At 71.3% G+C, this 24565-nt stretch carries 19 protein-coding genes; 11 read left to right on the top strand and 8 right to left on the bottom strand.

All coding sequences use genetic code 11. The features are described from left to right. Positions 1-145: 145 nt before the first annotated feature. Positions 146-1999: a bifunctional metallophosphatase/5'-nucleotidase gene (locus AB0K03_RS21270; RefSeq protein WP_364687408.1), complete on the bottom strand. Its 1854-nt coding sequence runs from the start codon at positions 1997-1999 to the stop codon at positions 146-148. Between the two features lie 204 nt (positions 2000-2203). On the opposite strand from AB0K03_RS21270, the gene pcrA reads away from it, so the two are divergent. Beyond that, positions 2204-4624: a DNA helicase PcrA gene (gene pcrA / locus AB0K03_RS21265; protein ID WP_364687406.1), complete on the top strand. Its 2421-nt coding sequence runs from the start codon at positions 2204-2206 to the stop codon at positions 4622-4624. A 28-nt stretch (positions 4625-4652) separates the two neighbouring features. Here pcrA and AB0K03_RS21260 read toward each other — a convergent pair whose 3' ends face one another. Then, positions 4653-5507: a M23 family metallopeptidase gene (locus AB0K03_RS21260; RefSeq protein WP_364687404.1), complete on the bottom strand. Its 855-nt coding sequence runs from the start codon at positions 5505-5507 to the stop codon at positions 4653-4655. A 388-nt stretch (positions 5508-5895) separates the two neighbouring features. After that, positions 5896-6627 (bottom strand): M23 family metallopeptidase, encoded by a 732-nt coding sequence (locus AB0K03_RS21255; protein WP_364687402.1) that lies wholly within the window; start codon positions 6625-6627, stop codon positions 5896-5898. Positions 6628-7041: 414 nt separating this feature from the next. Between AB0K03_RS21255 and AB0K03_RS21250 the strand changes: the two genes are divergently transcribed. The 4 genes from AB0K03_RS21250 (at position 7042) to AB0K03_RS21235 (ending at position 11945) form a co-directional block, all read left to right on the top strand. Then, positions 7042-7446 carry a cobalamin B12-binding domain-containing protein gene (locus AB0K03_RS21250; RefSeq protein WP_364687478.1) on the top strand — a complete coding sequence of 135 codons (405 nt, stop codon included), beginning with the start codon at positions 7042-7044 and terminating at the stop codon, positions 7444-7446. Positions 7447-8172: 726 nt separating this feature from the next. Further along, on the top strand, positions 8173-9351 hold the full coding sequence (gene sucC, locus AB0K03_RS21245; protein ID WP_364687400.1) for an ADP-forming succinate--CoA ligase subunit beta: 1179 nt from the start codon (positions 8173-8175) through the stop codon (positions 9349-9351). A gap of 4 nt (positions 9352-9355) precedes the next feature. Then, positions 9356-10237, top strand: coding sequence for a succinate--CoA ligase subunit alpha (gene sucD, locus AB0K03_RS21240; protein ID WP_364687398.1), 882 nt, complete (start codon positions 9356-9358; stop codon positions 10235-10237). 139 nt (positions 10238-10376) lie between these two features. Next, positions 10377-11945 (top strand): DUF6350 family protein, encoded by a 1569-nt coding sequence (locus tag AB0K03_RS21235; RefSeq protein ID WP_364687397.1) that lies wholly within the window; start codon positions 10377-10379, stop codon positions 11943-11945. A gap of 104 nt (positions 11946-12049) precedes the next feature. Here AB0K03_RS21235 and AB0K03_RS21230 read toward each other — a convergent pair whose 3' ends face one another. Further along, a complete protein-coding gene (locus AB0K03_RS21230; RefSeq protein ID WP_364687395.1) occupies positions 12050-12316 on the bottom strand; it encodes a DUF4190 domain-containing protein in 267 nt (88 codons plus the stop codon). Between the two features lie 366 nt (positions 12317-12682). Here AB0K03_RS21230 and purN point away from each other — a divergent pair, with 366 nt between their 5' ends. The 4 genes from purN (at position 12683) to mdh (ending at position 16583) form a co-directional block, all read left to right on the top strand. After that, positions 12683-13300, top strand: a complete 618-nt coding sequence (gene purN, locus AB0K03_RS21225) for a phosphoribosylglycinamide formyltransferase (RefSeq protein ID WP_364687393.1) — start codon at positions 12683-12685, stop codon at positions 13298-13300. After that, a complete protein-coding gene (gene purH, locus AB0K03_RS21220; protein ID WP_364687391.1) occupies positions 13297-14907 on the top strand; it encodes a bifunctional phosphoribosylaminoimidazolecarboxamide formyltransferase/IMP cyclohydrolase in 1611 nt (536 codons plus the stop codon). The genes purN and purH overlap by 4 nt, the downstream gene beginning before the upstream one ends. A 1-nt stretch (position 14908) precedes the next feature. Beyond that, entirely contained in the window at positions 14909-15508 is a 600-nt protein-coding gene (locus AB0K03_RS21215; protein WP_364687389.1) for a pentapeptide repeat-containing protein, read from the top strand. Between the two features lie 124 nt (positions 15509-15632). Beyond that, the gene (gene mdh, locus AB0K03_RS21210; protein ID WP_364687387.1) at positions 15633-16583 is read left to right on the top strand and encodes a malate dehydrogenase; all 951 of its coding nucleotides are present in this window, start codon (positions 15633-15635) and stop codon (positions 16581-16583) included. A 39-nt stretch (positions 16584-16622) separates the two neighbouring features. Here the strand turns inward: mdh and AB0K03_RS21205 are convergent, their stop codons facing one another. Together AB0K03_RS21205 and AB0K03_RS21200 are read right to left on the bottom strand one after the other, a co-directional pair. Continuing rightward, complete coding sequence (locus tag AB0K03_RS21205) at positions 16623-17423, bottom strand: MBL fold metallo-hydrolase (RefSeq protein WP_364687385.1); 801 nt, start codon at positions 17421-17423, stop codon at positions 16623-16625. Between the two features lie 157 nt (positions 17424-17580). Continuing rightward, entirely contained in the window at positions 17581-17826 is a 246-nt protein-coding gene (locus AB0K03_RS21200; RefSeq protein ID WP_364687383.1) for a hypothetical protein, read from the bottom strand. A 115-nt stretch (positions 17827-17941) separates the two neighbouring features. Here AB0K03_RS21200 and AB0K03_RS21195 point away from each other — a divergent pair, with 115 nt between their 5' ends. Together AB0K03_RS21195 and adhE are read left to right on the top strand one after the other, a co-directional pair. After that, positions 17942-19159, top strand: a complete 1218-nt coding sequence (locus AB0K03_RS21195) for an NADP-dependent isocitrate dehydrogenase (protein WP_364687476.1) — start codon at positions 17942-17944, stop codon at positions 19157-19159. Between the two features lie 235 nt (positions 19160-19394). Continuing rightward, on the top strand, positions 19395-22241 hold the full coding sequence (adhE, locus tag AB0K03_RS21190; RefSeq protein ID WP_364687381.1) for a bifunctional acetaldehyde-CoA/alcohol dehydrogenase: 2847 nt from the start codon (positions 19395-19397) through the stop codon (positions 22239-22241). Between the two features lie 432 nt (positions 22242-22673). Here the strand turns inward: adhE and galT are convergent, their stop codons facing one another. Together galT and AB0K03_RS21180 are read right to left on the bottom strand one after the other, a co-directional pair. Then, the gene (gene galT / locus AB0K03_RS21185; RefSeq protein ID WP_364687379.1) at positions 22674-23765 is read right to left on the bottom strand and encodes a galactose-1-phosphate uridylyltransferase; all 1092 of its coding nucleotides are present in this window, start codon (positions 23763-23765) and stop codon (positions 22674-22676) included. Then, positions 23762-24538 carry a DeoR/GlpR family DNA-binding transcription regulator gene (locus tag AB0K03_RS21180; RefSeq protein ID WP_364687377.1) on the bottom strand — a complete coding sequence of 259 codons (777 nt, stop codon included), beginning with the start codon at positions 24536-24538 and terminating at the stop codon, positions 23762-23764. The genes galT and AB0K03_RS21180 overlap by 4 nt, the downstream gene beginning before the upstream one ends. Positions 24539-24565: the final 27 nt, after the last annotated feature.

Raw genomic sequence — 24565 nt, 5'->3', positions numbered from 1 at the left:
CCCCGGCCCGGGCCGCCCCGCAAGGAAACGGCCCGAAGCGTGGGATCGCGCCCCGGGCCGCTCCGTGAGGGGGCGGCCCGGGGCGGGTGATCTCGGCTTGGGCCGCTCCACGAGAGGAGCGGCCGCAAGCGTGGGATCAGGGCGTTCAGCCCGCCTTGGTGATGCGGTCGGCGGGACCGGGCGCGACCGGCGCGCCCGCGCCCAGGTAGCCGACCAGGGCGTCGATGTCGAAGCCCGGGGCGGTCGTACGGCTCGTGCCCAGCGACAGGTTGGTGAAGCCGTCGCCGCCGTTGGCCAGGAAGTCGTTCGTCGTCACCCGGTACGTGGCGGCGGGGTCGATCGGCGTGCCGTTGAGGGCCAGCGCGGTGACCTTGGAGCCGGGCGCCGCCGTGCTGGTCCACGTGTACGTCAGGCCCGCCGACACCTGCAGGATGCGCTGGGTGGTCTGCCCGCCGAAGCCGACGAACTGCTGCTCCAGCACGTCCTTGAGCTGCGCTCCGGTGAACGTCTGCGTGACCACCAGGTTGTTGAACGGCTGGACGGTGAAGGCCTCGCCGTACGTGACCTTGCCGTCGGCCTCGCCGCCCGCGGACGCCTCGGCGTCGAAGTCGGCGCGGATGCCGCCCGGGTTCATCAGCGCGAGCTGCGCCCCGTCGTTCTTCGTCCACGCGAGCTGCGCGTCCGCGATGACGTCGCCCAGCGGGGACTCGCCGTTGGCGCCGGCGGTCCGCACGATGTCACCCGTGATCGTGCCGACCACGCGGTTGGCGATCGGCGCTACCGCCGTACGATATTTGTCGGCGACCTTCTTGGCAGCGGGGTCGACCGTGTCGGGGTTCTTGAGGAAGACGCCGTTGGCGTCCTTCAGCCATCCGCCCTTGCCGTCCGGGACGCCGTTCTGGACCACGACGTTCTTCGCCGAGATCTCGGCGAACCGGCCGGTGCGCCGGTCGATGCTGTAGTCGATGTCGGTGATCAGCTGGCCGTTGGTGCCGGCACTGGTGACCACCGAGGTGCCCTTCGCGTTGGGCAGCGTGCACGAGTAGAACCGGTGCGTGTGGCCGGAGACCACCACGCCGAACTCGGGGTTCAGGCCCTTGACGATGTCGACGACCGGGCCGGTGAAGTTGTTGCAGTCCGAGACACCGGGGACCGGCACCTGCTCCGACGCGCTCTGCTGGCCGCCCTGGTGCACGAGCAGCACCTGAGCCTTCACGCCGAAGAGCTTCAGGAGGCTGCCCCACTTGTTGGCGGTCTGCACCTCGTCGGCGAAGCGTACGTTCTTGATGCCGGCCGGGTTGACGATGCCGGCGGTGCCCTCGAGGGTGAGGCCGACGAAGCCGACCGGTTCGCCCTTGACGAACTTGATGTCGATGGGCGGCAGGATCGGCAGGCCGGTCTTCTTGTTGATGGTGTTGGCGGCGAGGTAGCTGAACTTCGCGCCGCCGAACCCGTCGCCGTCCTGGCATCCGTCCACGGGGTGGCAGCCGCCGCGCTGCATGCGGATCAGCTCGTCGACACCCTCGTCGAACTCGTGGTTGCCCACGGAGGACACCTGCAGGCCGACCTCGTTCATGAGCTCGATCGTCGGCTCGTCGTGGAACGCGGCGCTGACCAGCGGGCTCGCGCCGATCAGGTCGCCGGCGCCGACGGTCAGCGTGGAGCGGCCCTCACCGGCGGCCTCGGCGCGCAGGTTGCGCAGGTACGTGGCGAGGTATTCGACACCGCCCGCGGGCGTGCCGTTCACGACGGCGCCGGACCCGGCGGGCGGGTCGATGGCGCCGTGGAAGTCGTTGTAGCTGAGGAACTGTCCCTTGACGGTCTGCCCGGCGGGCAGACCGTAGGACACGGCGGCGGGCGCCATGCCGGGCTGGTACTGCGGAGCGGCTTGAGCCTGCTCGGAGCGCGTCATCGGCAGGGTGGCGACGACAGCCAGTGCGAGGGCTGGTACGGCGAGGTGGCGCAGCACAGCCCGGCCGCGACGGCGGGGGTGGTCCATAGTATTCGGTCTCCCGGTCGGGTTACGGTTCAACCAACCTCGACAGCCTGGTGTATCGACGCTGGTCAGCGCTACTACTTCCGAGTGACAGCTTGGTTGCGCCTCGGACGGCGGACGGTGATTTGGTCCAGGTGCGCCCCGGATCCTCCCCGAGGTGAAGCCCTCCTCGGATTGTCGGACCCCGGGCATACACTTGTCCGCGCGATGCGAGTCCTTCCGGAAAATTCCCAGCCCCTGTTCGCGGTGCCCCCGGTCCAGCAGGAGCCGCCGCGGCGGCCGGCCGCCCGGCGCCTCGATCCCGAGACGCTGCTGACCGGCCTCAACGGGCCGCAGCGCGACGCGGTGACCCATGCCGGGTCGCCGCTGCTCATCGTGGCCGGCGCGGGATCGGGCAAGACCCGGGTGCTGACTCACCGGATCGCCTACCTGCTGGCCGAGCGCGACGTGCACCCCGGCGAGATCATCGCGATCACGTTCACCAACAAGGCGGCCGGGGAGATGAAGGAGCGCGTCGCCGCGCTCGTCGGCCCGCGCGCCCGGCTGATGTGGGTTTCGACCTTCCACTCGGCCTGTGTCCGGATCCTGCGCGCCGAGCACGAGCACGCCGGCCTCAAGAGCACCTTCTCCATCTACGACGCCGACGACTCGCGGCGGCTGATGCAGCTCGTCGCCCGCGAGCTCGACCTGGACCCGAAGCGCTACACCGCGCGCGGGCTCGCGGCCCAGGTCTCCAACCTCAAGAACGAGCTCGTCGACCCGGCCGACTTCAAGGAGAAGGCGAAGGGCCCCAACGAGCGCGCCGTCGCCGAGGCGTACGAGCTGTATCAGCGCCGGCTGCTCGAGGCTCACGCGCTGGACTTCGACGACATCATCATGGCGACGGTGCACCTGTTCCAGTCGCACCCGCACGTCGCGGAGGCGTACCGGCGCCGGTTCCGCCACGTGCTCGTCGACGAGTACCAGGACACCAACCACGCGCAGTACACGCTGGTCCGCGAGCTCGTCGGCACGGCCGGCGGGGAGGTGCCCCCGGCCGAGCTGTGCGTGGTGGGCGACGCCGACCAGTCGATCTACGCCTTCCGAGGCGCCACCATCCGCAACATCCTCGAGTTCGAGCGTGACTACCCCGACGCGCGCACGATCCTGCTCGAGCAGAACTACCGCTCCACCCAGACGATCCTCTCGGCGGCCAACGCGGTCATCGACCGCAACACCAGCCGCAAGCCCAAGCGGTTGTGGAGCGACCAGGGCGCCGGCGAGCAGATCGTCGGCTACGTCGCCGACACCGAGCACGCCGAGGCCGACTGGGTCGCCCGCGAGATCGACCGGCTCTGCGACAACCACGAGGTGCGCCCCGGGGACGTCGCGGTCTTCTACCGTACGAACGCCCAGTCGCGGGTCTTCGAGGAAGTGTTCATCCGGGTCGGGCTGCCGTACAAGGTGGTCGGTGGCGTCCGCTTCTACGAGCGCAAGGAGGTTCGCGACGCTCTCGCGTACCTGCGCGCGGTGGTCAACGACGACGACACGGTGAGCATTCGCCGGGTGCTGAACACTCCCAAGCGCGGCATCGGCGACCGCGCCGAGGCGTGCGTGGAGGCGCTGTCCACACGCGACCGCATCTCCTTCGGCCAGGCCCTGCGCCGCGCCAAGGAGGCGCCGGGCATCTCCACCCGCGCCGCCAACAGCATCGCCGACTTCGTCCAGCTCCTCGACGACCTGCGCGAGCTGTCCCGCACGGCGCCGCCCGAGGAGGTTCTGGAGTCGGTGCTCCAGCGTTCCGGACTGCTGTCCGAGTTGGAGGACAGCCTCGACCCGCAGGACCAGGGCCGCGTCGAGAACCTCCAGGAGCTCGTGAGCGTCGCCCGCGAGTACACCGAACGCGTCGAGGCGCAGGCCGAGGAGGACGACACGCAGGCCGCGACGCTGGCCGGGTTCCTCGAGCAGGTCGCCCTCGTCGCCGACGCCGACCAGATCCCCAGCGACGACCCCGACCACCAGGGCGTGGTCACGTTGATGACGCTGCACACCGCGAAGGGCCTCGAGTTCCCGGTGGTCTTCCTGACCGGCCTGGAGGACGGCGTCTTCCCGCACATGCGGGCGCTCGGCGACAACACCGAGCTCGAGGAGGAGCGCCGCCTGGCGTACGTGGGCATCACCCGCGCCCGCCAGCGCCTCTACCTGTCCCGCGCGGTCACCCGATCCGCGTGGGGCCAGCCCCAGTACAACCCGCCGTCGCGGTTCACCGACGAACTGCCGTCGGAGCTGGTGCGCTGGGAGCGTACGGCCGGCTCGTACACGTCATGGTCCGGCACGGGCGGCGGCGTGGGCGGTCGCGGCGGCGACAGCGGCCGCGACTACGGTCGCGGCGGAGGCTTCGCCGGAGGTACGCCCAAAGCACAGCGGCTCGCCGAACGCCTCGGGGTGGACGCCAGCAAGCTGACCACCGCGAGCGAGATGAAGCAGGCCCCCAAGGTGGCGGCGGGCGACCGCGTCAACCACCAGCGGTACGGTCTCGGCCGCGTCGTGACGGTGGAGGGCCACGGACCGGGCGCGCGGGCGCAGATCGACTTCGGCGACCAGGTAATGTGGCTCGTCCTGCGCCACGCCCCGATCGAGAAACTGTAGGCCGCGGGGTGTTGCGGCCGGTCGGCCGCTAGAAGCTCACGCAGCCCGGGATGTCGACGCCGTGCTCGTGCATCCACTGCGTCGGCTCGATCGGGTTCTTGTAGCTGCCCTGGTGCACCTCGAAGTGCAGGTGCGGGCCCGTCGAGTGCCCCGTCGAACCCTCCTTGCCGATCTCGTCGCCGGGCTTGATGCGCTGGCCGAGCTTCGCCGTGATCTCGGACATGTGGCCGTAGTGCGTGAGGTAGCCGTTCCCGTGGTCGATCAGGACCGCGTTGCCGTAGCCCTGCTCGGGGCCGGCCGACACGACGATGCCCGCACCCGCCGCGCGGATCGGGGTGCCGCTCGCCGTGGCGATGTCGACCCCGGCGTGCAGGCGGCCCCAGCGCTGGCCGAAGCACGAGGTGACCGTGCCCTCCGGCATCGGGTTGACCCACTGGGGGAGCGGCTTGGCCTTGCGCAGCTGCGGGATGAAGGAGAGGGCGTCGCCGGGTGCCGTACCCGTGTCCGCGGCGGATGCGCCCGGGCCCGTGGCGACAGACCCGGTGGCCGAGCCCGCTGCGGCGCCGGCCGCTGAGGTGATCGCTGCGCTGGGGGACGCGCTCGGCGTCGGTGCGGCGGAGGCCGTCGTGGTCGCGGAGGTGGTCGCTGCGGGACTCGCGGGGGCGGTGGCGGAGGTCTGGGCCGAGCTCTTCGCGACGGCCCCGGCGGGGGAGGTGCTGTCGCCGGTGGCGGACACACCCGCGACGCCGACTCCGGCGACCAGCGCGGCGGCCACGGCGTAGCGGCCCTTATCGGCGATCGGCTCGCGCGGGGCACGGTGGCTGTGCAGCGGCGTCGTACGGCGGTGGCGACCGTGGACGTTCCGGGGGGCTCGGTGCTGCACGGCGGGCTGTTCCTCCAGGCTGCGACATCGTCCGACGTCTGCCTGTCGGCACCGGCCGGCTGATGATGAGCGCGGCGGGGCAGCTGCTACCGGGACGGTTGCGGGGAGGTATCAGAGCGGGGTTCGCGGGCCTCAGACAGAGGGGAACGGCGACTCACGGCGGATGGCGATCGGGTGATGGCGGCGCGGCAGCACGCCGACGAAAGCAAGCGCGGGGAGGCGGCGCGGAGAGGCGGCGCGGAGAGGCGGCGCGGAGAGGCGGCGCGGGGAGGCCAGCACGCCGGGGTAGCGGCACGCGGGGCGGCAGCAGCGCGGGCAGTAACCGCCCAGGCGGCAGGCGAGGGCCGACGCCCGGAGAGGCCGCCGGAGTGGGGAGAGGAAGAAAGGTTCAGGAAGCGGCGAGCGTGCCGAGCACGGACTCGATCTTGAGCTTGATGTCGACGCCGTGGTTGCGGAGGAAGACGATCGGGTCGGTGGGGGCGCCGTTGACGTGGACCTCGACGTGGAGGTGGGTGCCGTACGAGTAGCCCGTGTTGCCGACCTGGCCGAGGACCTGGCCCGCCTTGACCGTGTCGCCGGCCTTCACGAAGAGGCGGCGGGAGTGGGCGTAGATGATCTCGGAGCCGTCGTCGTGCTTGACCGTGACCGCGTAGCCGTAGCCGCCCGCGTAGCCGGCCGACGTCACCGTGCCCGCGTGGATCGCCTTGTACGGGGTGCCTTCCGGGGCCGCCAGGTCGATGCCGGCGTGCAGCTTGCCGAAGCGGACGCCGTACGGCGAGGTGAACTCGTAGTCCTGCAGCGGGAGGAGCCAGGCCTGCTCGGCGGCCTCCTCCTCGCTGACCTTGGTGCTGGCGCCGCGGTCCTCGCTGCGGGAGGCGCGGTCGTTGTCGGCGGAGCGGTCCGCGAGCGCGTCCTGGGCGACCGAGGCCTCTTCCAGGTTCTGCAGGACCGTGGGGCTGACTGCCTTGGCGTCCGGGAGCTGCGAGGCGGCTCCGAGGGCCACCACTCCGGCGCCGACGAAGGCCGACGTGACGACGGCCGCGTAGCGGCTGCGCGGAGGTGTGGGGACGCGACGACGGCCGCGATAGCGGTCGGGCTCAGACGACAAGCGCTGACGCACGAACAACCCTCCGTCGAAGACAAAGAACGGCTCCCACCGCGGGGGAACTGGTGCTGAACGGTGGTTTGCCGGGCGGTCGGTCCGGCGTTAACCGGTTGACAGCCGGGAGCCACGGTAACGAAACGCAACGCCGGTCACAAGTCGCACCGCCAATTCCCTGACAGTTCTGTCAGGGCATTCGGGGGCTAATGTCCGAGTTGGTCATCTTTTCGGAGGTCGCGCAGTGATGCCTGTGAGTAACGGCACCCGAAACGGAAAGTCATGTGACGTGGAATACGGTAAACGGTGCTTGCGCTCGATCGCCAGGGTCGTGTGATGCCGGGCGGTAGTACGGGGCGGCGGCTACCACGGTTCAACGATGCCGGGTTACCGTTCGTTAAGGTCGTCAGTCGTCGCGCGCCGAAGGGGTCGCAGATGGAAGCACGGATCAGGGTCGTGGTGGCCAAGCCGGGCCTGGACGGGCACGACAGGGGCGCGAAGGTCGTGGCCCGCGCGCTGCGGGACGCCGGCATGGAGGTCGTCTACACCGGGCTGCACCAGACGCCCGAGCAGATCGTCGAGACCGCCATCCAGGAGGACGCCGACGCGATCGGCCTGTCCGTGCTCTCCGGCGCGCACATGACGCTCTTCCGCCGGGTCATGGAACTGCTGGCCGAACGTGACGCATCAGACATCGTGGTATTCGGCGGCGGCATCATTCCGGCCGACGACATAGCCGAACTCGAGAAGCTCGGCGTCGCCCGCATATTCACCCCGGGCGCGACCACGGCTTCCATCATCGAATGGGTACGCGCCAATGTGGCGACGCCCGTTTCCTGACGCGAATAGTCACTGAATAACTGCGAAGAGTTAAGGGGAGAGGCCGGACGCACCCCTCACACGTCCGGCCCCTCATGCACGATGCCCCGCCGCCACCCCTCGACCGACAGGGCATCGGCCGCTTTCGTCGTCGCTCAGCGCTCCGACACCACACTCAACGACACCCTCTCCGACGGGTTACGCGGAAATCTTCAGGCATTTTCACGAGGTTGGGACCGCTGACTTCGAAGCCACAAGTACGCCGAGCGGGGCACCCGACCGCAGCAGCGGGGCCGGACCGCCTCCGGCGGCTACCGCGGTCAGGCGGGACGGTGGTCCGAGCCGTCCCCAGCCGCCGGCCGAGAGTGGCCCACCGGCGGGGAGTGGCCGGCCGAGAGTCGCCGCCGGAGGCCGGCTGCAGGTGCCGGGGAGCCGGGGGCGGGGGACGGCCGGGAGGGGTTGCGGCCTCGTTGCGGTAGCCGCCGGAGGCGGTCCGGCCACGGTGCTGCGGTTGCCGGACCCCGTCCTGCGTACCCATGAACGGTTTTGACTGTGGGTTCTTGCACACCGCGCACCCGCCCGGCTGCGCGCACGAGGGCGATGGCTAGGCTGCGAAACGAGGTCCGCTGCACCATCGGGCCGACATTTCTTCTCACGCTGGCGGCGACGCAACGACGCGCCGCGCACACAGGTCGGGACGCAGGTACGCGGCTTGCCGGGGCAAGCGTCGCGAGCGAAAGGAGACACGTGGACCTGTTCGAGTATCAGGGGCGCGACCTGTTCGAACGGCACGGGCTGCCCGTGCTGGGCGGCGGCGTCGCCGAGACCCCGCAGGAGGCGCGTGCGATCGCCGAGCGCCTGGGCGGCAAGGTCGTCGTGAAGGCGCAGGTCAAGGTCGGCGGCCGCGGCAAGGCCGGCGGCGTCAAGCTGGCCGACGGCGCGGACGAGGCCGAGGCCCGCGCGACCGACATCCTGGGCATGGACATCAAGGGCCACACGGTGCACAAGGTGATGCTCGCGGAGACCGCGGACATCAAGGAGGAGTACTACTTCTCCTACCTGCTGGACCGGGCCAACCGCACGTTCCTCTGCATCGCGAGCGTCGCCGGCGGCATGGAGATCGAGACGGTCGCCGAGGAGCAGCCGGACAAGGTTGCCAAGATCGCGATCGACGCCGTGAAGGGCGTGGACGAGGCCGTCGCGCGCCAGATCGTCGCCGCGGCGCAGTTCCCGGCCGAGGTCTCCGAGCAGATCGTCGAGATCGCGCAGAAGCTGTGGCAGGCCTTCGTGGCCGAGGACGCCACGCTCGTCGAGGTCAACCCGCTCGCCAAGGTCGGCGACGGCCGGGTGCTGCTGCTCGACGCGAAGATCACCCTGGACGAGAACGCCGGGTTCCGCCACCCCGACCACGAGGCGCTGGTGGACCAGTCCGCGGTCGACCCGCTGGAGCAGGCCGCCAAGGAGAAGAACCTCAACTACGTCAAGCTCGACGGCGAGGTCGGCATCATCGGCAACGGCGCGGGCCTGGTCATGTCCACGCTCGACGTGGTCGCGTACGCCGGTGAGGCGCACGGCGGCGTCAAGCCGGCCAACTTCCTCGACATCGGCGGTGGCGCCAGCGCCCAGGTCATGGCGAACGGTCTCGAGATCGTGCTGGGCGACCCGTCGGTCAAGTCGGTGTTCGTCAACGTCTTCGGCGGCATCACCGCCTGCGACGAGGTCGCCAACGGCATCATCCAGGCCCTCGCCCTGCTCGGCGAGCGCGGCGAGGCCGTCTCCAAGCCGCTCGTGGTCCGCCTCGACGGCAACAACGCCGAGGCCGGCCGGGCGATCTTGGACTCGGCGAACAACCCGCTCGTGGAGCGGGTCGACACGATGGACGGTGCGGCCGAGCGTGCCGCCGAGCTCGCGGCTGCGGGGAAGTGACGACATGGCTATCTGGCTCACCAAGGACTCCAAGGTCATCGTCCAGGGCATGACCGGCTCGGAGGGTTCGAAGCACACCCGCCGCATGCTCGCCGCCGGCACCAACGTGGTCGGCGGCGTGAACCCGCGCAAGGCCGGCACGACGGTGGACTTCGACGGCACCGAGCTGCCCGTGTTCGCCTCCGTGGGCGAGGCCATGAAGGAGACCGGCGCCGACGTGTCGGTCATCTTCGTGCCGCCCGCGTTCACCAAGGCCGCCGTGCTCGAGGCCATCGACGCCGAGATCCCGCTCGCCGTGGTGATCACCGAGGGCGTGCCGGTGCAGGACTCCGCCGCGTTCTGGGCGCACAACGTCGCGCAGGGCGAGAAGACCCGCATCATCGGCCCGAACTGCCCCGGCATCGCATCGCCCGGCGCGTCCAACGCCGGCATCATCCCGGCCGACATCACCCCGGCCGGCCGCATCGGCCTGGTCTCGAAGAGCGGCACGCTGACCTACCAGCTCATGTACGAGCTGCGCGACTTCGGCTTCTCGACGTGCGTGGGCATCGGCGGCGACCCGATCATCGGCACCACCCACATCGACGCGCTCAAGGCGTTCCAGGACGACCCGGAGACCGACGCGATCGTGATGATCGGCGAGATCGGCGGCGACGCCGAGGAGCGTGCGGCCGAGTTCATCAAGGCGAACGTGACCAAGCCCGTCATCGGTTACATCGCCGGCTTCACCGCCCCGCCCGGCAAGACCATGGGCCACGCGGGCGCGATCATCTCCGGCTCGGCCGGCACGGCGGACGCCAAGAAGGCGGCCCTCGAGGCCGCCGGCGTCAAGGTCGGCAAGACGCCGAGCGAGACCGCGCGCCTCATGCGCGAGGTCATGAGCTGATTTGGTACGGCCACGGACGCGCCGCCGCACGGACCTGCCGGGTCCGCTCGGCGGCGCGTCGCCTTTTTCGTCCCGAGGTGGCGGCGCGTCGCGGTTTTCGCGTCGCCGCAGGCCGCCCGGCGTGGAAAAGTAGTCGGCGATGCCGACCACACCCGACCGTCCCGACGGTCGACCTGCCGGCTCGGGGGACCCCGTCGAGGCCGCCGAGGCCACCGACGACGCTGCCCGCGCTCCGCGACCCGCCCCGCTGCGCGGGGACGACGCCGCCGACGACGACTTCGCCATCGCACGGGAGACCGTGTCGATCGGTGTGCGCCCGGCCGCGCCCGGCCCCGCCGCCGGTGGCGCTCCGGCCGACTCCGGCAGGGACGGCGACCGCGCCACGGTCGGGATCGATCCGCGGAACCGGCCGACGGTCCGCGTCGACGCCCGCAACCACGAGACGGTCAAGCTCCCCGGTCAGCGCCGGCCCGCCGATTCCCGGGTCCGGCGCGCGCCGCTGCCGGTGGCCGCGGCCTTCGCGACGGGGTGGGCGGCGCTGCTGTCGTACGTGCCCGTCGCGGCGGTCATCGGGCTCGCCCGCACGCTGGAGGGACAGGGCGGGCTCGGCGGGGCGGCGCATGCCGGGCTCGCGGGGTGGCTGCTCGGGCACGGCGTACCGATCGGCACGTCGATCGGCCCGCTCGGGCTCGCGCCGCTGCTGCTCACCCTGCTCGCCGGGTGGCGGCTGAACCGCGCCGGGCTGCACGTCACCCGCGCCATCGGGGCCCGGCGCAGCGGTTCGCCGCGGGCTGCGCTGCTGGTCGCGGCCACGATCGGGATCGCGTACGGGACTCTCGGCTTGCTGGCGGCCCTCGTGGTCGACGGCCGCGGCACCGACGTCACCCCCGCCCTGGCCGCGGTCCATCTCTTCGCCGCCGGGCTCGTCTTCTCGCTCATCGGCTCCCTGCGCAGCACGGAGGCCCTGGTCGTGGTGGCCCGCCGGATCCCGCCACCGCTGCGCCACGGGCTGCGTACGGGGGTCGTGGCGGCCCTGCTGATCCTCGCCGCCGGGGCCGCGTTCGCCGGCCTGTCCGTGGCGGTCGGCGGTGGCCAGGCGGCCGACATGATCGGCGCGTACCGCACCGGCGTGGCGGGGCAGGCGGGCATCACCCTGGTCAGCCTCGCGTACGGCGCCAACGGCGTGGTGTGGGCGGCCGCGTACCTGCTCGGACCGGGCTTCCTGCTCGGCACCGACTCGGCCGTACGCCTGACCGAGCTGACCGTCGGCCCGCTGCCCACGCTGCCGTTGCTGGCGGGGCTGCCCAACGGCCCGATGGGTGCCAGCGGCGCCGCCCTGCTCGCCGTGCCGGTGCTGGCGGCGATGGCCGCGGGCTGGCTCCTGACCCGCCGCCTGATGGGCGTGCACCACGTCGTCGACGGTCACCTCGTCGACGGCCGCCACCCGTCACGATCGGGCGATTCCCCGCCGGCGGAACCGGCGTGGCACCTGGTGCTCGCCTCCGCGGCGCTGGCCGGTCCGGTGGCGGGCCTCGTGCTGGGGATCTTGTCCTGGCTGTCCGGCGGGCCGCTGGGCAACGGCCGGATGGCCGAGATCGGGCCGGTGCCGTGGCAGGTGGCGTTCATCGCGACCGTCGTGGTGACGGTGTCGGCGTGCATCGGCGCGGCGGCCGGGCGAGCCTTCCGGGCGCCGGTCCACCACAAGTAAGTCCGCGGGGAACAAGGCCGCGGCGAATCCGGCCGGGAGTGTCGCCGAACGGGCGACGGGCGCCCCGGCCGGAGCCGGGACGCCCGTCGTGGGCCCTCGTCGGATCAGGGCGAGGTCAGGTTCGACAGCGCGCCCGTCGCGGCCAGGACGATGTTCACGATCAGGGCCAGCACGATGAGGCCGAAGGTCACGTAGGCCAGGGTCGGCTGCTTGCCGACCTTGCGGGCCTCGAGCAGGCTCAGCACACCGAAGACGATGGCGAGCGGCCAGCAGCAGAACGCGAAGACGATGCCGAGGACTCCCCAGAGCGTCGTCTTGTCGTTGCCCGCGGCGGGCGGCGGCTGCTGTCCGTAGTAGGGCGGTGGCGTCACGGGCGAATCCTCCAGATAATTCCGCGCTCAGGCGGGGGTGTGCAATCCGTGCGCACGCGGACCATCGCGTGAGCGGCCCGCAGCCTAACCGATGATCAGGTGTTTTCGCTGTCCACGGAACGGGCCGTGTCCTCCCGGCGCGGCCCCGGCCTCGTTCGGGAGGCAGCCGCCCCCGCGTTGTGTGCGCGGCCCCGGCCGCGCGGGGACGCGCGGCCCCGCGTTGTGTGCGCGGCTTTGGCGGCGCAGGGGCCGCCCGGACCGCGTTTCTGTTCGGGGCGGCGGCGCGTCGGGCTCGGCGCGGAACGGGCCGCCGGGGCCGTTCAGCCCGCGTGCGGCCGGGCTCGGGCGCGACGATAGGGTGCTCGGGTGACAGACCCCGCGCCCGCCCGCCTGGTCGTCCTCGTCTCCGGCTCCGGCAGCAACCTGCAGGCCCTGCTCGACGCCGCCGCGGATCCCGCGTACGGCGCGAAGGTCGTCGCCGTCGGGGCCGACCGGGACGGCATCGCCGGCCTCGACCGTGCCGCCGCGGCCGGAGTTCCCACGTTCGTGGACTCCGTCAAGGCGTACCCGACCCGTGACGACTGGGACGCCGCCCTCACCGCGCACGTCGCCGAGCACGAGCCGGACCTGGTCATCTCGGCCGGGTTCCTCAAGCTCGTCGGCAAGCAGTTCCTCGACGCGTTCGGCGACCGCTACGTCAACACCCACAACGCGCTGCTGCCGGCGTTCCCGGGCATCCACGGCCCGCGCGACGCCCTCGCGTACGGGGTCAAGGTCGCCGGCGCGACGCTGTTCTTCGTCGACGCCGGTGTCGACACCGGACCCATCATCGCCCAGGTCAGCGTTCCCGTGCTCGACGACGACACGGAGGAGACGCTGACCGAGCGGATCAAGGAAGCCGAGCGCCGGCAGCTCGTCGAGCAGGTCGGCCGGCTGGTCCGCGAAGGCTGGACCATCACGGACAGGAAGGTCACCATCCCATGAGCACCGACGGTCGTCGTCCGGTCAAGCGGGCACTGCTCAGCGTGTACGACAAGACGGGGCTGGTCGAGCTGGCCCAGGCCCTGCACGCCGCCGGGGTGCAGATCGTCTCCACCGGTTCGACCGCGTCGACCGTCGAGGGCGCCGGCGTGCCGGTGACCCGCGTCGAGGAGCTCACCGGCTTCCCGGAGTGCCTCGACGGCCGGGTGAAGACGCTGCACCCGAAGGTGCACGCGGGCCTGCTCGCCGACCTGCGGCTGCCCGCGCACGAGCAGCAGCTGGCCGAGCTCGAGGTGCAGCCGTTCGACCTGCTCGTCAGCAACCTCTACCCGTTCACCCAGACGGTCGCGTCGGGCGCGAGCGTGGACGAGTGCGTCGAGCAGATCGACATCGGCGGCCCCGCGATGGTACGGGCGGCCGCGAAGAACCACCCCTCCGTCGCGGTGGTCACGTCGGTCTCGGCGTACCCGCTGATCCTGGAGGCCGTGAAGGACGGCGGTTTCACGCTGACGCAGCGCAAGCTGCTCGCCGCCCGCGCCTTCGCCGACATCGCCGAGTACGACGTCGCGGTGGCCAACTGGTGCGCCACGACCCTGGCTCCATCGTCGCTCGGGTTCTCCGCGCCGTCCGAAGGACCAGGCGTCGGTGATGGCGCAGCCGAGTGGCCGGAGTTCACCGGCCTGGCGCTCAAGCGCGAGAACGCCCTGCGGTACGGCGAGAACCCGCACCAGCAGGCGGCCCTGTACGTGGACCCGAACGCGCCGGCCGGTCTCGCCCAGGCGCAGCAGCTGCACGGCAAGGAGATGTCGTACAACAACTACGTCGACGCGGACGCCGCGTGGCGCAGCGCCAACGACTTCACCGACCCCTGCGTCGCGATCATCAAGCACGCCAACCCGTGCGGCATCGCGATCGGCGCGGACGTGGCCGAGGCGCACCGCAAGGCGCACGCGTGCGACCCGGTGTCGGCGTTCGGCGGCGTCATCGCGGTCAACCGTGAGGTGACGCTCGAGCTGGCTCAGCAGCTCGACGGCATCTTCACCGAGGTCATCGTGGCCCCGTCGTACGCGCCGGACGCGCTGGCGGTCTTCCAGGAGAAGAAGAACCTGCGCGTGCTCGTGGCGCCGGGCTGGAACCCGCCGGCCGCCGAGGTGAAGCAGATCGGCGGCGGCGTGCTGGTGCAGATGGCCGACCGGATCGACGCGGAGGGCGACGACCCCGCCAACTGGACCCTCGCCACCGGCCCGGCGGCCTCGCCCGAGGACCTGCGCGACCTGGCGTTCGCCTGGCGGGCGATCCGCTCGGTGAAGAGCAACGCGATCCTGCTCGCCCACGACGGCGCCACGGTCGGCGTCGGCATGGGCCAGGTCAACCGCGTCGACTCGGCCCACCTGGCGGTCAACCGCGCCGGCGCGGACCGGGCCAAGGGCAGCGTGGCGGCCTCCGACGCGTTCTTCCCGTTCCCCGACGGCCTCGAGGTGCTGATCGCGGCCGGGGTGAAGGCCGTGGTCCAGCCGGGCGGCTCGATCCGCGACAACCTCGTGATCGAGGCCGCGGAGAAGGCGGGCCTGACCGTCTACCTGACCGGTACGCGGCACTTCTACCACTGACGTGTCCGACAGCGAGCTCGTCCGCAACGAGACCTTCTCCGGCAAGGACTGGGCGCTCGCGGAGGTGGAACGCGCGGTCTACGAGGACTGCGCGTTCCACGACGTCGACTGGTCGGAGGCGCGGCTGACCGGCTGCACGTTCCGGCACTGCGAGTTCGGCAACGTCCGCTTCAACGCCGCCGAGCTGAGCACCTGCGCGATCATCCAGTCCCGCCTGCGCCGCTGCTCGTTCTTCGACGCGACGCTGGCCGGCTGCAAGCTCACCGGCACCCAGTTCCTCGACTGCGCGCTGCGGCCGCTGACCGTCGACGGCGGCGACTGGGGTTTCGTGTCGCTGCGCGGGCAGAACCTGACCGCGGCCAAGCTCGGCGGGCTGCGGCTGCGTGAGGCGGACCTCGAGGGCGCCAACCTGACGCGGGTCGACCTGCGCGGGGCGGACCTGTCGTACGCCCGGCTGAAGGACGCGGTGCTCAAGGGCGCGGATCTGCGCGGGGCGGATCTGGACGGGGTGGCGTTGCGCGAGGTGGATCTGACCGGGGCGAAGATCGACATCTCCCAGGCCGGGCTGGTCGCCCAGGCGTACGGGGCGATCCTGGGCTGAGCGCTCCGAGTCTCGGGCTGAATGTGAGTGGCTTATCTCCCCCTGTTCGGACCTGCCGGGTAATGCGCCGTTAACCGACTGATACGGTCCGGAAAAACCGTCCCGCGGACTGGGAGTGAGAAGCATGGGCAAGAAGGTCACCGTCGTAGGCGCCGGTTTCTACGGGTCCACGACCGCACAGCGTCTGGCCGAGTACGACGTCTTCGAGACCGTGGTCCTCACCGACATCCTCGAGGGCCGGCCCGAGGGACTCGCGCTGGACCTCAACCAGTCGCGCCCGATCGAGGGCTTCGAGACCAAGGTCGTCGGCGTCACCACCGGCCCGAACGGCGAGGGCTACGAGGCCATCGAGGGCTCCGACGTCGTCGTGATCACCGCCGGCCTGCCGCGCAAGCCCGGCATGAGCCGCATGGACCTGCTCGGCGTCAACGCCAAGATCGTCCGTCAGGTTGCCGAGAACGTCGCCAAGTACGCCCCGAACGCCGTCGTCATCGTCGTCTCCAACCCGCTGGACGAGATGACCGCGCTGGCCCAGATCGCCACCCAGTTCCCGAAGAACCGGGTGCTCGGCCAGGCCGGCATGCTCGACTCGGCCCGCTTCACCAACTTCGTCGCCGAGGAGCTCAAGGTCCCGGTCGGCTCCGTCAGCACGCTGACGCTGGGCTCGCACGGCGACACGATGGTGCCGGTGCCGTCGAAGTCCACGGTCAACGGCAAGCCCCTCACCGACCTGCTGCCCGCCGACAAGGTCGAGGAGCTCGTCACCCGTACCCGCAACGGCGGCGCCGAGGTCGTCGCGCTGCTGAAGACCGGCTCGGCGTTCTACGCCCCGTCGGCCGCCGCGGCCCGCATGGCCAAGGCCGTCGCCGAGGACTCCGGCGCGGTCATGCCGGTGTGCGCGTGGGTCGACGGCGAATACGGCATCTCGGGCGTCTACCTGGGCGTCGAGGCCGAGATCGGCGCGACCGGCGTGCGCCGCGTCGTGGAGACCGAGCTCACCGACTCCGAGCTGGCGGGCCTCAAGGAGGCCGCCGAGGCCGTCCGCGCCAAGCAGGCGGACGTCGCCGACCTCTGAGAAACCCTGTGATGAAGGCCGGGCCGTACGGCTCGGCCTTCATCCTTTTCCGGTGCGGCCCCACGCCGTTGACAGGTGCGACACCGCCAGCGACGAGCCACGGGAGGCGGCCCGCTCCAGCGCCGCCGTCCGTGAGCGCCGCGCCGACTCCGGATCCATGTCATGGCCGTACGCCAGGTCGGGCCGGACCAGTTGCACGGCGTGGACCAGCAGATCTCCGGTCACGAGCAGCGACTCGTCACCCGACTCCACCAGCACCGACTGATGCCCCGGCGTGTGACCAGGCGTCGCGACGACCCGTACGTCGGGCGACAGCGCGGTGTCCCCGTCGATCACCTGCAGCCGGCCCTGCTCGCGCAACGGCCGCAACAGCTCGTCCTCCTGCGGCCGGGCGGCGAAGGCCTCCGCGTCCGCCCGCTGCACGATCACCCGGGCGTTGACGAACGGCGAGTCCGCGGGCACCGCCCAGCCGATGTGATCGGTGTGCAGGTGGGTCAGCACGATCGCGTCGACAGCGTCCGGGTCGAGGCCCGCCTCGAGAAGTGCGGACGGCAGCCGCCCCGGCACCGGCGCCCAATCGGCGGCCAGGGAGCCGGCCGGCCCGATGCCCGCGTCGACGAGGGTGACCGAGCCGTCCGCGTACGCGATCGCAAAGCTCCGGAAGCGCAGCCACCAGCGGCCGTCGGCGGTCAGCGCGCCCGGGTCGAGCACGTCGGCGGCTGCCCAGTCCTGGGCGGTCGCCGCGGGGAAGGCGTCCTCGCGCCGATCGAAGTGTGGGCCCTGCGCGTCGTCGAGGGCGATGACGGTCACGGGCCCGATCGTGCGGGTGGCTTCGGTCATGGCCGGGACTCTATCGACGGCGGCCGGTCCGGCTCGGGTTATCCACATCAGGGCTCTGTCCACAGGCAGGGCGGTCCGGCGTTGCCGTGGCCGAGGGCGAAAGGGCAGGCTCGCGGGCATGACCATCGATGAGCGAGCGGTGCCGGCCCGGGGAGCGTCAGCTGTGCGCGACGCCGAGGCCCAGCAGGATGAGCCCCGTTGCGGCCGCCAGGGTCGCCACGGTCGAGGTCGCGGAGCGCTCGGACGTCGTCTCCTGCAGCACGAGCGCCGCGACCGGCACGACCGCGGCCGCCACCAGCCAGAGGGTGTTCGCCGTCACGGCCAGCACGAGGGCCGCCAGAACCACCGTGACCAGGATCGTTCTGGTCCGGCGGGGCGGGAGCTGGGGCTGCGTGCTGGTCATCGGGAGAAAGCGTAGAACCCCCGCGCCAGGTCAGGCCCGGCGGCGATCATCAAGTGGCAGGCAGTACGCTCGTACTGCTAAAGCATGTGTCCCGGGAGAGGAGCGCCGGCCGATGGTGGCGAAAATCAAGGTCAACAACCCGGTCGTGGAGCTCGACGGCGACGAGATGACCCGGATCATCTGGAAGCAGATCCGTGAGCAGCTGATCCTGCCCTACCTCGACGTCAACCTCGAGTACTACGACCTGTCGATCCAGTACCGCGACGAGACCGACGACCAGGTGACCATCGACGCGGCCAACGCCATCAAGCGCCACGGCGTGGGCGTCAAGTGCGCGACGATCACCCCGGACGAGGCCCGCGTGGAGGAGTTCGGCCTGAAGAAGATGTGGCGGTCGCCCAACGGCACGATCCGCAACATCCTCGGCGGCGTGGTCTTCCGCGAGCCGATCATCATGTCGAACGTCCCGCGGCTGGTGCCGGGCTGGACCAAGCCGATCATCATCGGCCGGCACGCCCACGGCGACCAGTACAAGGCCACCGACTTCGTGGCGCCCGGCCCGGGCAAGCTGACGCTGACCTTCACCCCGGAGGACGGCTCGCAGCCCATGGAGTTCCTGGTCACGGACTTCCCGGCCGGTGGCGTCGCCATGGGCATGTACAACTACGACGAGTCGATCCGTGACTTCGCGCGCGCGTCGTTCCGGTACGGCCTCGCCCGCAACTACCCGGTCTACCTGTCGACCAAGAACACGATCCTCAAGGCGTACGACGGGCGCTTCAAGGACCTGTTCGCGGAGATCTTCGAGACCGAGTTCGCCGAGGACTTCAAGAAGGCCGGCCTCACGTACGAGCACCGCCTCATCGACGACATGGTCGCCGCCGCCCTGAAGTGGGAGGGCGGGTACGTCTGGGCCTGCAAGAACTACGACGGCGACGTGCAGTCCGACACGGTGGCGCAGGGCTTCGGCTCCCTCGGCCTGATGACCTCGGTGCTGATGACCCCGGACGGCAGCACGGTCGAGGCCGAGGCGGCGCACGGCACGGTCACCCGGCACTACCGCCAGTGGCAGAAGGGCGAGAAGACGTCGACCAACCCGATCGCGTCGATCTTCGCCTGGACCGGCGGCCTCAAGCACCGCGGCAAGCTCGACGGCACCCCGGAGGTCACGCAGTTCGCGGAGACCCTCGAGCGGGTCTGCATCGACACCGTCGAGGGCGGCCAGATGACCAAGGACCTGGCGCTGCTGATCAGCAAGGACGCGCCGTGGCTGACCACGGACGAGTTCATGAACGCGCTGGACGAGAACCTGGCGCGCAAGCTCGCCGCCTGATCCTTCAGCTCCGACGACGGCCCGCCGGCACCACGCCGGCGGGCTGTCGTGCGTCCGGGGGCTTCGTGGCCTGCTGGGCGTCGCGCCGGTGGGTCGTCGTGCGGCCGGAGGGCCGCTTTCAGCCGGGACCTTCGGCCCGGGTGGTCGTGCCCTTGCGCAGCATCGCCGCACCGGGCCGCCGATCGATGATGATCTCGGCGGAACGGGCCGCCCAGCCGATCACGAGGGGCCGACGATGAGCCACAGGAATGCCACACGAGTTCCGGCACCGGAGGCGCCGGCCGAGGCCGCCGCACCGGCCGCGCCGCGCGACGCCGCAGACGGCGGCGCCGGCGCTCCGAGCGAAGCCGCCGCAGCAGCGGCCCCGGGGAAGGCGACCACAGCCGCCGCGAAGACGGCGGCGGCCCCGGCGGCCGCAGATGTCGCCAAGACGGCCGTCGCGGCCCCGCGCAATGCCGAGAAGGCTGCCACCAAGACGGCTCCGGTCACCCCGACAGCGGTGGATCAGGCCGTGAGTGCCCTCGTGGCCGCCGCGGAGAAGGCTCTGGCCGATTACGCCTCGTACACGCAGGAGCAGATCGACCACATCGTCGCGAAGGCGTCCGTCGCCGCCCTGCACGAGCACGGCGAGCTGGCCCGGTTGGCCGTCGAGGAGACCGGACGGGGGGTCTTCGAGGACAAGGCCGTGAAGAACATGTTCGCCTCCGAGCATGTCACCCACCACATGGCCGGCCTCAAGACCGTCGGGGTGATCGCGCGCCACGAGATCGAGGGGATCGTCGAGATCGCCGATCCCGTCGGAGTGGTGTGCGGGGTGACGCCGGTGACGAACCCGACCGCCACCGTGATCTTCAAGGCGTTGCTCGCGCTGAAGACCCGCAACCCGATCGTGTTCGCCTTCCACCCGAGTGCGCAGCGCTGCAGTGCCGCGGCCGCCCGGGTGGTCCGGGACGCCGCGATCGCCGCCGGGGCACCGGAGCACTGCGTGGGCTGGATCGACGAGCCGTCGCTCGAGGCGACCGCGGCGCTGATGCACCACGACGGGGTGTCCGTGATCCTCGCGACCGGCGGGAACGCCATGGTCCGGGCCGCGTACTCCGCCGGGAAGCCCGCGCTCGGCGTCGGCGCCGGGAACGTTCCGGCGTACGTGCACGCGACCGCGGACGTCGGGCGGGCCGTCAACGACATCGTGCTGTCGAAGACCTTCGACAACGGCATGATCTGCGCCTCCGAGCAGGCCGTCATCCTCGACGACCAGATCGCCGGCGCGGCGCTGGCCGAGTTCCGGCGGCTGCACGCGTACGTGGCGAGTGCCGACGAGAAGGCTCTGCTGGAAAGGTTCCTGTTCCCGCCGGACAAGGGGCGGCTCAACAGCGACGTCGTCGGGCAGTCCGCGGCGTGGATCGCCGAGCGGGCCGGCTTCGCCGTACCCGAGGACACCTCGCTGATCCTCGCCGAGATCGGCGCCGTCGGCCCCGCCGAGCCGCTCAGCCGGGAGAAGCTCTGCCCGGTCCTGGCCGTTCTGCGGGCCGACGGCGACGAGCGGGGCATCCGGTACGCCGAGCAGATGGTCGCGTTCCACGGCCTGGGGCACAGCGCCGTCATCCACGCCCGTGAACCCCGCGTGGTCGAGGAGTTCGGCAGCCGGGTCAAGGCCGTACGCGTGATCTGGAACGCCCCCGCGTCGCAGGGCGGGATCGGCGACATTTACAACGCGTACGTGCCCTCGCTGACCCTGGGCTGCGGCAGTTACGGGCGTACGTCGGTGTCGGACAACGTCTCGGCCGTGAACCTGCTCAACATCAAGCGGATCGCGCGGCGCACCAACAACCTGCAGTGGTTCAAAGTGCCGTCGAAGACGTTCTTCGAGCCGCACGCGATCCGCTACCTGCGCGACATGCCGGGCGTGGAGCGGGTGACGATCGTGGCCGACCCGACGATGACGCGACTGGGCTATGTGGACCGGATCCAGCAGGTGTTGCGCCAGCGCGCCACGGCGGTGACCGTCCAGGTGATCGACGACGTCGAGCCGGAGCCGAGCATCGACACGGTGCAGCGAGGCGCCGCGGTGATGCGCTCGTTCCGGCCGGACACCATCATCGCGCTGGGCGGCGGCTCACCGATCGACGCCGCCAAGGTCATGTGGCTGCTGTACGAGCACCCGGACGTCAACTTCGCCGACATGCGCGAGAAGTTCGTCGACGTGCGCAAGCGCGCCTTCCGCTTCCCGACGCTCGGGCGGTTGGCGCAGCTGGTGTGCGTACCGACCACCTCGGGCACCGGCGCGGAGGTGACCCCGTTCGCGGTCATCACCGACACCGCCACGGGTCAGAAGTACCCGCTCGCCGACTACGCGCTGACCCCGACGGTCGCGATCGTCGACCCGGAGCTCGCCGCCGCGCTGCCGCCGGCGGTCACCGCGGACAGCGGCTTCGACGCGCTCACCCACGCGACGGAGGCGTACGTCTCGGTCTACGCGAACGACTACACCGACGGCCTCGCGCTGCACGCCATCAAGCTGATCTTCGGCAACCTGGAGCGCGCGACCGTGGCCGGCGCGGCCGACCCGGTGGCCCGGGAGAAGATGCACAACGCGGCCACCATCGCCGGCATGGCGTTCGGCAACGCGTTCCTCGGCATCGTGCACGCCATGGCGCACACGCTGGGCGCGACGTTCCACATCGCGCACGGGCGTACCAATGCTGTTCTGCTGCCGCACGTGATCCGGCACAACGGTACGGTGCCGGCGAAGCTGACCGGCTGGCCGAAGTACGAGCGGTACGTGGCGCCGGAACGGTTCCAGGACATCGCCCGGATGCTCGGCCTGCCGGCGGAGACCCCGGAGCAGGGCGTGGAGTCGTACGCGGCAGCGGTGGAGCGGCTCCGTACGGCCGTGGGCATCGAACCGTCGTTCCAGGCGCTCGGCATCCCGGAGCGGGAGTTCGTGGACGCCCTCCCGCAGCAGGCCATGAACGCCTACCTGGACCAGTGCGCACCCGCCAACCCGCGGATGCCGATGCTGGCCGACCTGCAGCGCATCATGCGTGACGCTTATTTCGGGACGGGTGTCGACGAAAAGTAAGAATGCATCAGAAGCCGTGTTTAGGATGCGTAACCGAGGGGTAGGCCGTTCGTTTCTCTTGACAGAACGGATGACGGTCCGCCGCATGACGGAGGTCGCCCGCCGATCTGGCCGCCTTGTCCCGGGCGCCGATCGGTTCTCCGCACGCGGTGCCGACCAGTAGGCGGCACGCCTGCCGTCCCTTCCCTGCGGGGGGCCTTGTCCCGGGCCCCCCGCCCCCTAACTCACACAAACCACCGCCGCGAAAGCCGGGCCGGACCCGCATCACGAACCCGAGCCGGGCTCGCGCTGCGAAAGCCGGGCCGGGCTCGCGCTGCGAAAGCCGGGCCGGGCTCGCGCTGCGAAAGCCGGGCCGGGCTCGCGCTGCGAAAGCCGGGCCGGGCCCGCGCTGCGAAAGCCGGGCCGGGCCCGCGCTGCGAAAGCCGGGTGGTGTCAGATCGCGTCGCGGAGCAGCTGCGCCGCCTTCTCCGGCACGATGTCGTTGATGAAGGCGCCCATCGCCGACTCCGACCCGGCCAGGAACTTCAGCTTGTCCGCCGCCCGCCGGATGCTGAACAGCTGCAGGTGCAGATAGCCCAGCTCGCGCCCTTCCCCGGTGACCGCTTGATGCCACGCCGCGATGTACGGCATCGGCTTGTCGAACAGCGCGTCGAAGCGCTTCAAGATGTCCAGATACAGCGGCGCGAACGCATCGCGTTCCACGTCCGTCAGCGCCGGGATGTCCAGGACGTGGCGGTTGGGGGCCAGCTGCACCTCGAACGGCCAGCGTGCGGCCGCCGGCACGTATGCGGTCCAGTGCTCGTTGGCGCCCACGACGCGGATCCCGGCCTGCTGCTCGGCGGCGAGGACGTCCGCGTACAGGTTGCGGCCGCCGGTGCGGTCGGCGTGGTGGCGGGCCGCGGCCAGCATCGCCGTGGTGCGGGGCGGGACCATCGGGTACGCGTAGATCTGGCCGTGCGGATGGCTCAGCGTCACGCCGATCTCGATGCCACGGTTCTCGAACGGGAAGACCTGCGCGACGCCCGGCAGCGCGGACATCTCGGTGGTGCGGTCCGCGAGCGCGTCGACGACCGTGCGGACCCGGCCGGGTGAGAGGGCGCCGAAGGAGCTGGTGTGGTCGCTGGTGAAGCAGACCACCTCGGCGCGGCCCACGCCGGGGCGTACCGGGACCATGTCGGTCAGCTCGGTGATCTCGCCGGGCTGGACCCGGTCGCTGAACGACGGGAACTGGTTCTCGAAGACGACGACGTCGTAGTCGGGCGCCGGGATCTCGCTGGCGAAGTCCGGTGTGGACGGGCACAGCGGGCACTTGTCGCTGGGCGGGAGGAACGTCCGGGTCTGGCGGTGTGCCGCGACCGCGACCCATTCGTCGACCAGCGGGTCGTAGCGCAGCTGCGAGGTCGGCGGCGGGGGCGGCAGGTGGCGGGTGTCCGGCCACTTGATGCGGTCCGTGTCCGTCGACTCGTCGAAGTAGATCAGCTCGCGGCCGTCCGACAGCTCGATCGCCGTCCGCTGCGAGATCACTGGGCGCTCACCACCATGAGTTCGTTCACCTGTTCCGCGAGGATCGTGCGTGCGCTCTCGTCGAGCTGGTCGTCCGTGATCACCACGTCGGCGCGGTCCAGCGGCACGATGGAGGAGATGCCGACGGTGCCCCACTTGGTGTGGTCGGCGAGCACGACGAGCCGCTCCGCCGCCTCCACGAGGGCCCGGTTGACGTCCGCCTCCATGAGGTTCGGCGTCGTGTACCCGGCCCGTTCGCTCATGCCGTGCACGCCGAGGAAGAGCATGTCGAGGTGCAGCGTGCCGATCGCGGCGACCGCGACCGGCCCGACCAGCGCGTCCGACGGCGTCCGCGTGCCGCCGGTGAGCACGACCGTCTGGTCGGGGCGCCCGGCGCGGTAGAAGACGTCCGCCACCGGGATCGAGTTGGTGACCACGGTCAGCGCCGGCACGTCGACGAGGCGCTGGGCGAGGCCCGCGGTCGTGGTGCCGGCCGACAGCGCGATCGCGTCGCCGGGGGAGACCAGCGCTGCCGCGCGCATGGCCATGGCCGCCTTCTCGGTGCGCTGGCGCACCGACTTGGCCGCGAAGCCCGGCTCGTGCGTCGAACCAGGGCTCACCGTGGTCGCGCCGCCGTGTACCTTCGCGAGAAGGCCCCGGTCCGCCAGCGACTCGAGGTCGCGGCGGATGGTCATGTCGGAGACGCCGTATTCGGCGGCCAGCTCGCTGACCCGGACGCCGCCGGCCGCCCGGACCCGATCGAGGATCGCCGCCTGGCGCTGCTGGGCCAGCATCAGAGACCCGCCGCCGTCGGCGCGGTT

It is taken from the genome of Actinoplanes sp. NPDC049316, from assembly GCF_040677315.1.
In the GTDB taxonomy this organism is placed as follows: domain Bacteria; phylum Actinomycetota; class Actinomycetes; order Mycobacteriales; family Micromonosporaceae; genus Actinoplanes.
The sequence above is the reverse complement of the archived record's forward strand: the minus strand, read 5'-3'. Positions and strand labels throughout refer to the sequence as shown.

Excerpts from the sequence above, each read along its gene's own strand:
- AB0K03_RS21270 (WP_364687408.1), bottom strand. The coding sequence starts at position 1,999 with ATGGACCACCCCCGCCGTCGCGGCCGGGCTGTGCTGCGCCACCTCGCC.
- pcrA (WP_364687406.1), top strand. The coding sequence starts at position 2,204 with ATGCGAGTCCTTCCGGAAAATTCCCAGCCCCTGTTCGCGGTGCCCCCG.
- AB0K03_RS21250 (WP_364687478.1), top strand. The coding sequence starts at position 7,042 with ATGGAAGCACGGATCAGGGTCGTGGTGGCCAAGCCGGGCCTGGACGGG.
- sucD (WP_364687398.1), top strand. The coding sequence starts at position 9,356 with ATGGCTATCTGGCTCACCAAGGACTCCAAGGTCATCGTCCAGGGCATG.
- AB0K03_RS21235 (WP_364687397.1), top strand. The coding sequence starts at position 10,377 with ATGCCGACCACACCCGACCGTCCCGACGGTCGACCTGCCGGCTCGGGG.
- purH (WP_364687391.1), top strand. The coding sequence starts at position 13,297 with ATGAGCACCGACGGTCGTCGTCCGGTCAAGCGGGCACTGCTCAGCGTG.
- mdh (WP_364687387.1), top strand. The coding sequence starts at position 15,633 with ATGGGCAAGAAGGTCACCGTCGTAGGCGCCGGTTTCTACGGGTCCACG.
- AB0K03_RS21205 (WP_364687385.1), bottom strand. The coding sequence starts at position 17,423 with ATGACCGAAGCCACCCGCACGATCGGGCCCGTGACCGTCATCGCCCTC.
- AB0K03_RS21200 (WP_364687383.1), bottom strand. The coding sequence starts at position 17,826 with ATGACCAGCACGCAGCCCCAGCTCCCGCCCCGCCGGACCAGAACGATC.
- adhE (WP_364687381.1), top strand. The coding sequence starts at position 19,395 with ATGAGCCACAGGAATGCCACACGAGTTCCGGCACCGGAGGCGCCGGCC.
- AB0K03_RS21180 (WP_364687377.1), bottom strand. The coding sequence starts at position 24,538 with ATGCTGGCCCAGCAGCGCCAGGCGGCGATCCTCGATCGGGTCCGGGCG.